General features: G+C 45.9%; 4 protein-coding genes. All 4 read right to left on the reverse strand.

Annotated elements, in window-relative coordinates:
* Positions 1-34: 34 nt before the first annotated feature.
* The gene (locus D479_RS18720; protein ID WP_008640212.1) at positions 35-718 is read right to left on the reverse strand and encodes a DUF421 domain-containing protein; all 684 of its coding nucleotides are present in this window, start codon (positions 716-718) and stop codon (positions 35-37) included.
* Positions 719-826: 108 nt separating this feature from the next.
* Positions 827-5,071 carry a cell wall-binding repeat-containing protein gene (locus D479_RS18725; RefSeq protein WP_241210951.1) on the reverse strand — a complete coding sequence of 1,415 codons (4,245 nt, stop codon included), beginning with the start codon at positions 5,069-5,071 and terminating at the stop codon, positions 827-829.
* Positions 5,072-5,408: 337 nt separating this feature from the next.
* Positions 5,409-7,463, reverse strand: coding sequence for a S8 family serine peptidase (locus D479_RS20040; RefSeq protein ID WP_008640214.1), 2,055 nt, complete (start codon positions 7,461-7,463; stop codon positions 5,409-5,411).
* Positions 7,464-7,707: 244 nt separating this feature from the next.
* On the reverse strand, positions 7,708-8,475 hold the full coding sequence (locus D479_RS18735; RefSeq protein WP_008640215.1) for a CpsB/CapC family capsule biosynthesis tyrosine phosphatase: 768 nt from the start codon (positions 8,473-8,475) through the stop codon (positions 7,708-7,710).
* Positions 8,476-8,660: the final 185 nt, after the last annotated feature.

An 8,660-nucleotide genomic window follows, 5' to 3' on the forward strand; every position in this document is an offset into this window, starting at 1 on the left:
GGAAAAACAGGCGGCTTTTTTAGGTGTTTCATTTTCATTCGCTGCAATCTACATGGAGTTTTCCATCTTCCTGTACTTCTGCATAATAGACATTTTTTATGTCCTGCACACCACTGTCTGCCAACCTTGCATCCAGCCACTGCTCTGTAATGCCCAATTCTTTCAAATTGTGTTCAATCTTTCTTCCATCTGCTATTAAAGTCGTCGGCGCAGGGTACACTTTTCTGATTGGTGGAGTACCGGTATCCCTTTTCGTAGCCGTTCTATTCTGCTGGTATTTCAGGACAGAAACCGTACCGTCGATTTCAAACACAGCCATGTCAACCTCAGCGACCGCAAATGCATTCTTTTTCCTCAGCAATACCCGCAGCGCATCCAAATCCAGGCGTGCTTTCTTTAAGGCATTTTTTTCTATCTTTCCATCTTTAATCAAGATGATGGGCTGCCCGTTCATCACTTCCCTGATAGGCTTTGACTTGAGATCCAAATAACCGAGCAGAACGGTAAAGACACTCCATCCAAGAAGAGCGATGATGCCGTTCCGAACACTCAGGGTAGAATCAATGGCAAGTGAAGCTCCTATTGTGCCGACAGAGATTGCCGAAACGAAATTAAAGAAAGTCATCTGGGATATCTCTTTCCTCCCCATCAACCTTGTAAGAAGAAGTAACGTCGTAAAGGCAAGTAACAGCCTGAGGATAAGTTCCACAGTAGACATTTCGTTCACTCCCTATCTTCTTTATCTTCTATTATCAGGAGCCGAACGAAATCTATACACAAAAAGAGTACCTTCCCTGACTCGGGAAAGTACTCTCCTGCGACTACTTTATTCTGTAACTTTCTTCTGTAGAGCTTCTTTAACTGCCGGGCTGACAGCGCCGTCTCCACCAAGAACGGTTACGGATGTAACATCAGTCGTATAGACGTATTTCGTCAAATAAGCATCCAATTCTTTAGGAAGCTTCTCTGGATCGACCAATAGAAGCGATCCTCCATTACCTGTTACCAGTGGTGCTGCTGCGAGAGCGTCCGGATAGTTTCGTCCGCTTGCTACATACAATTCACCAGTATTCGGTCCGAACTCTTTCAACAGCGATACAAGCGTACCGTAACGGTTCGTACCGGACAGGCGTTCCACGGAAAGAGCCTTCTTGTCGACTTGATTCACCAGGTCATCCGAGATAACACCAGTTCCACCGACAACATAGACATCTTCATCTTCCAGGATGGCCATTGCTTCTTTAGACAGCTTCTTACCATCTGTCAAGACGATCGGCATTCCTTCTGCTCCGGCAAGAGAAGCAGCACTCAAAGCATCCGCATAGTTCTTACCTGTAGCAAGGAAGACACCGTTGCCTTCGAATCCAAAGGAATTCTGCAGCTCATCTGCGATCGCAAGGTTTGTTTCATAACGGGTGTCACCTGACAAACGTTCAACCTTATCAGATGCAATGCTGATCGTGTTCAATTGGCTGAACACTTCTTTAGAAACCGCACCTTCACCGCCTAACAGATACACGTTCTTCGCACCAAGGCGTTTGATTTCCTTAAGGGCTGCATCTGTTAATTTACCTTTACTGTTTACCGGTATGATCGGTGCTTCTGCTGCGGAAGCTAGTGGTCCGGCAGAAAGAGCATCCGGGAAGTTAAATCCTGTGGTTACGATGACTGTATCTGCACCGCCATTAGGATAAAGTTCCTTAGAAATTTCAATAGCTGTTCCTACCCGTTCTTTTCCGGACAGCACTTGTACAATGTCCGCATCTGTCGTAATTGGAACGAGATCGAGCACTTCATCTGTCGCTTTGTCGACCATGTAAAGCGCGGAGTATCCTTTGATGGATTTCTCCGGTGTCGTAATGGAGACAGGAACCGTTACAGATTGTCCAACGTCCACTTTCGCAGCGTCTTTCCCTGCTTTAACGGATCCTTCACCCTTGTCTTCGGAATCATAGGATAGGACTTTTTCTTCTGTCATATTCAAGGTGTAATCGACAGAAGCGGTACCTGTACCGAAGTAGTCAACAGCAATCTGGTATTGTCCATCCGGAAGTCCTTTAACAGAGAAAGCTTCACTATCCGAAGCACTCGCACTGGCTGCTACCAGTTCTCCGTCGCGGAATAGGAACAAGTCCAAATCAGCCGGGGCAGCCGGGGCAACATCCACACTTAGAGACACGTTGTTCTCGATATCAATATCGATAACTTCTCCATCCACCTGGGATGCTTCCGTATCCTGCTTCACTGTTCCCTTAATCGTGTCTTTGATCGGTCCTGTGAATCCGACCGTTTCAAATTTCACGTCTTTTGCATCCTTCATGTAGTTCGTGAAAGTAACTTCTTTATCTATCTTCTCGGAAGAAGAAACTTTACCTAAATCTATACGTCCCGGCTCACTGACAAAGTCCTGAGCAACGGCATCCAACGTATATTTATTCATTTCTTTCCCTTGTTCAGGATTGGTTGCACCGTATACATGTACTTCCCAAACCCCTTGCTTAGGAGAAGAGGCGACATATTCATCCAAGTCCTTCCCGTCATAGCCGGCATAGCCGGTAGAAGGTACATTTACTTGAACTCCATCCGGATCAAAGACCATAAGACGGACTCTCGCCTGCTCTTCGCCACCCTCCGTTACGGCATCAAGTGTGAAACGAAGCTCACTCACACCGGAATCTACATCAAATGTATATCCTTTTGTTTGAGCGGCCTGCACTTCATCCGTCGCGCGGAAGCGGTGCTTGTTCTCTTTTGTGAACTCATACCCTGTAACGATCGTCTGGGCACTGCGCGCTTCTACGTATGGTGTAGAAGGATCGTCAAATGTAAGCGTTCCGGCGTTGACGCCCGTCTTCAGCTTCTCGGCATCATAATTGACCGTAATATACTTATACTCTCCTGCACCAAGAGAAACCTCTTTGACAGAAGGCGTAAACCAATCATCAGAAGCTTTCACTTCCAGCTTCTTCGCTTCATCGGATGTGTTGTGGACAAGAACTTCCACTGTTTCAGGGATGTCTTTGTTACGGACATATAGGCCTGGTCCGCCGGCGACTTTCTCGCCGTGGAATACAGTGACATCGACATCCTTCACTTCACTGATGAAGTTATCGCGCATATACTCATAAGCAGCCGGCACATCAATCAAGCCGCCACCCTGTTGAGCACGATCATAACCATCCAGCTCTCTCGCCGTCTGGATCAATGCTTCACGAGCAAGCTCGTAATCAAAAGGCATACGATCTTTCTCTGCCGCTGACTTCAGAACGGCAACAGCACCTGCGACGTACGGCGCTGACATACTAGTACCCTGCAGGACATCATATGCTGTCTGGCCTTCTGCTTGATATTGGTGAACCGGCTGGGCGGCATAAGCAGAACCAGGTGCTACGATATCCGGCTTCTGATCACCGGCTTCGTTCGGTCCGACAGATGAGAAGTACCATAAGCCTTCCCCATCAAGTGGATTGCCATCTTTATCTTTTCCATATGGGAAGTTGTTATATTCTTTCGCCCACATCTCAGAGTTGATATAAGCCCCTACAGAAATAACACTGCCTACATCCCCGGGAGACCCGACCGTGTCGATCCCCGGACCTGCATTACCGGCAGATGTGACGAAAACGATGTCGAAATCATCGGAAAGCAGCGTCATCAACTCGCCGTAACTTCCTGTACCATCGTTCAAGTCAGGGGAAGAACCGAGACTTAAGTTTGCAACATCGACGCCGAACCCACCTTCTGATTCCGGTAGAGCCGCATCAATCATGGCCGTTTGTATGCTCCATGTGTAGGCACCGCCGTCTTCTTGGAAAACACGCATACCGACAATATCTGCCCCCGGTGCGACACCTTCTCCTGCCACTGCTCCATACGCGTTAGAGCGTAGCGGTCCATCCGCTGCGGAAATACCTGCTACGTGAGAACCGTGGCCGTTCAAGTCCGTAAACAGGTTGACCGTTTTAATGCCGAAGTCTTCCTCATAGCGGTTCATATCGTTTACTCGGAAGTTGGCACCGACCGTTTCGTCTGTCACATCAACATCGAATGTACCTGCTTCACCATCTTTATAAGCCGTTTCGTCCGTGAAGTCTCCGTCGATATCTGTATCGATGTACACTTCATCACCGACAAGCAGCACCCCGAAGTTGTCCATCACAGGATTGCCGTCTTCATCTACTTCTTCGCTTCCATCCCCATTCAAGTCTGCAAGCGCATTAAAATGGGTGCTACCGAAATAGGCATCTTCTCCATCTGGATTGATTTCATCCAAGGAAAACGCATCTTCTAATTCTTCTGGAATTTCCATGAAGACGACATCACCTTCTGAGAAATAACCGTATGGTTCATTCTCCAGATATTCGGCGTATTTGTCTTCAAGGGGATAAACACCAGTGTTTGCTGCGTGAAAATCAGAGATCGTATAATCTCGGACCTCAGTTATCTTAGAGTCACCGAACTTTCTTGTTTCTGCAAAATCAGCGTCATCCGGCTGTTCTGTGAAGGACTCATGCCCTGGATCGGGACCGGAGTCAATGATCCCTACACGGATTCCTTCTCCGCTGAACTTATCCTGAATTTCATCGACCCCTGTCGCTGGATGCGTTTCCAATTGATCCGGAGTGACATCTGCTTTTGGATCGACTGCACTCTGTTTATCGGCATTCAGTTCCTTCGGCTCCAGTGGTGCAAGCTCCACTTTAGCATTCTCTCCGACCGTACGGACGGAATCTAGTTTGACGACATCCAATATTTTGTTTGTCGGTACATCGGCTAAATAACCATAGTTCTTATGATTTTGTTTGACTTTTACGCCAAGCTTCTCCAACTGTTGCGTAGCATCCGTTTTCCCGTTACCGATGATTACGAGTTCCTGTGTAGCTGCTTCGTTATTTGCAAGCTTCAGGACTTCTTCCTGGTTCAACAGCGTGTTGAACGTCTTCGGAGCCTTCGTTTCTGCCTGTACTGCTCCCGGACTATATGTACTGACTCCGGCAAAGGAAGAAGCTACGATCGCCGCACTGGCTAGGACGGACAGCGCTTTTTTCTTCATATTCTTCTTATTTGACACCAAAATAATAACCTCCCTGGTTTTCTTGGTAATCTGACAAACTAAATCCTTCCTCCACCTCCTTTATTTATTAAAATATTGCAAAAAATTACAATATTAATTTTACTTTACAGTTGTATTAAGGTCAAACTATTTATTAAATTCAGAATATTTACCTAATAAAAAAGACCTAACTGTTGTTAGGCCTTTTTAAACCGCGGAATTCACAGGCTGGGATATCCGAAATGGACAGCCTTTTCTATACCTTAAATTTCTACTACTAATTCCCTGCAAAAAAGATAGCAAAGGAAAAATGTTAATTTTCTACTCGTTTGTAAGAAAAGTTTTATAGAAACTACTAATTTATTAGAACCCGGTCGATTTTCCATGCCAACGGTATGCTGATTGCTTCTGAACCGCCGATAATATGGTAGTCGGCGCGCTCTCCGAATAACTTCATACTGCGTTCCATAGTCGTCCACTTATTTTGGTTCGTCAAAAGGACAGGGCTGTTCGATTGGACGGCAAGCGGCGTCACCGCCATGGCATCAGGGAAGTTTCTACCTGTCGTAAAATAGAGGGTATCTGCCTGCTTATTTCCAAAGGTGCGATGCATGGCTTCATTCGTTTCATAACGTGTGGCACCCGATATCCGATAAGGGCTGAGAGCCTCCAGTTCCTTTTCCACATCGTTGGAAACCGGATTCGTTCCACCGACAATATAGGCTTTCGTAATACCCAGGTCTTCCAAGTAGGATCGGGCGCTCTCCGGGATCTTGTTTTGTTTCACATAAATAATCGGATACTGCTTCATCCCACTGTACCCAGCAGCAGAAAGAGCGTCCGGAAATTCCTGACCTGAAACAACGAATGCTTTATTGGTGTCATAAGGAATCAGCTCATTGACAGCAATCGCTGTTTCGTAACGATCGGCACCTTTGATGCGATGAACTCGGTATCCCGTTTCCTTCAAATCCTTCTCGACATCCGGATGGACAGCAACGGTACCACCTACCATGATCACATCGGTTGCACCGAGACGCTTCAATTCCTTCGCAACAGTTGAAGATAATCTATCTTTCTTCTCCAGTAGAACCGGGCTGTTCAAGTAGGAGGCGAGTGGTGATACAGCAAGGCTGTCCGGAAAATCTTTGGCTGTTGCGAGGATGACAAATTTACCTTCCTGTTTACGTCCATCCACCATCAAGGATTGCTGCTGAAGCTCATTCCAACCCTGTTTGGATATTTCGACAGCCGTATCGACAGCGGTAGCGCCTGAGATTCTGTGAGATTCTTTAATCTGAGCGAGCGTCTTCTCTGCATCAATCATCCCATTCCCTAAATCATACGCACCGGCTACCGGGGATGCCGACTGTTCGATGAGACGCTTCGTCTGTTGTCCGGTCAGGAAAGGAGCTTGATTCTTTACCATAGCTGCCAGACTGCTTACATGGCCGGTGGACATGCTTGTTCCTTCCATATATTCGTAATCGTCTTGCAAATATGTACTGATTAAATCCGTTCCCGGTGTAACGACATCGATATCGGCACCATAATTCGAGAACGAGGCCTTTTCTTTCTTGTTCAGGTCGTAGCTTCCAACCGCGACTACCTGATCGAATGCCGCTGGATAAAGCGTATCGTTCTTCTCATCATTTCCGGCTGCAGCGACGACAAGCACCCCATGTTCGACGGCATATTGGACAGCCTCTTCCAAAGAAGAGCGGTAGGTATATGTACCGAGGCTCAAGTTGATGATGTCTGCATCGTGATCAACTGCATACTCAATACCATCAATAAGGTCTGATACGCTCCCTTCGTTCTCTTCCATCATCTTGACAGGCATAATTCTGACATCACCTTTTGATAGAGAAGCAACTCCTGTCTTATTGTTCGTAACTGCACCTATTAACCCCGCTACATGTGTTCCGTGACCATAATGGTCTGTTGGATTCTGACCACTTTCCAAAAGGTTGGTCCCTTTAATTACCTGTCCCTTTAAATCAGGGTGGGACGCGTTCACACCTGAATCGACGACGGCGACTACAGGCTCTGCATCGGAAGCGTCTTTATAAAGGTTCCAAGCCTTTATTACATTCATTCTCTGAAAGGTTACCTGTTGATCGGGGTAGAACGTATCATTTGGAGCACCCTGCGAGTACACTTTCGCATCAAGCTCCACATACTCCACATCTGGATCCTGCTCAAGGTCTTCTTTCTTCTCTTTCCAATTTCGTTTGTCCGTTTCCACTACATCCAGAGGAAATACCGGATCTGTCGACTGAGTCGTAACCCTGTCCTTGTATTTAACGATCAGCTTAACAGACGCATCCTCTTCCGCCATGACGTGACTGCTTCCAAAACAAACCGCTGCAAGGACAATGAGAATTGCCCATAGTTTTCTAGATTTCATATCGCAACTCCTCTTCTAAAACTTTTCCTATCTCCACAAAATATGAGTTCCTTCGCTCATTCAGTTTACATAAAAATACAAGACTTTTAAATGTTTCCGAGTTTTTTTCTTACTATTATTCAAATAAAAAGCACACCACAAAATGGTGTGCTTTTTCAGACTGTGTTTGAAGTTAACGGCTTCTGGGTCGTTAGCTTCAAAGACGTCGAATGTATGTCGACTATGCTTGATACGTAAATACCCGTTAGAATAAACCCAGCCGCTTCTTCACACGGATGCGCTCCGGTGGATTGGTGAACACCATTTCTCCGTCCAGTACGACATGGGCGTTCTCCATGAATTGATACATCATGTCCGTTCCGAATTTCTTCCCTACTTTATCATACGCCTCTTTCAGGAAGAACCCCCGTTTCTTCGAGTCATGAGCATCGGAGGCGATGACGTGTCCAAGGTTATGTTCAATGATCTGATAAGCAAACTTTTGGGAATCCCTGCCGAATTTCCCGACAAGACTCCCGGCTGATAACTGCGTGAACGCGCCGTTTTTAACAAAGTGATAGAGCAGGTCCGGCTGTTCCCGAAGTGTACGGTTCCGTTCCGGGTGGACAATCACAGGCTTATATCCCGCCATCTGCATGTCGTAAAGCATCTGCTTGGCATAATGCGGAACAGTATTCTCCGGAAACTCTACATATAAATACCCGCTTTTTTCATTTATCGGAAGGACCATTCCCTGTTCCAGCTCTTTTATGAATTCTTCGTGGAGCCGAACTTCTTGTCCAGGCAGAACAGTAAGGTCTATTCCTTCTTCATATAAACGTTCATTTAATTTCCTGCATTGTTCTATGATCTGTTGTGGTTCGTTATAATACTCAGATGTTTGGTGATGCGGTGCAGCTACAACCGTCTCGATACCCTGCTTAAGTGCTGCTCGGGCCATTTCAAGACTTTCTTCCATGTGGCTTGCTCCATCATCTATACCTGGAAGTATATGACAGTGTAAATCGATCATAACATCCACCTCTTCTATTAGTTTTCTATTTGTGCGACATAAAATCCGACTGTTCATTCACAAGAACAGCCTTCGAAAAAAATAAGGCTTCAGCCTCAGTGACACTTTCGTTCATTATTACGAATCTATTTAAATTATAAAATAGATATCAAAATTATTCAAATTATATTTATGTCGAATAATGT

Origin of the sequence: Halobacillus sp. BAB-2008 (genome assembly GCF_000328325.1) — a bacterium.
Classification (GTDB): domain Bacteria; phylum Bacillota; class Bacilli; order Bacillales; family Halobacillaceae; genus Halobacillus.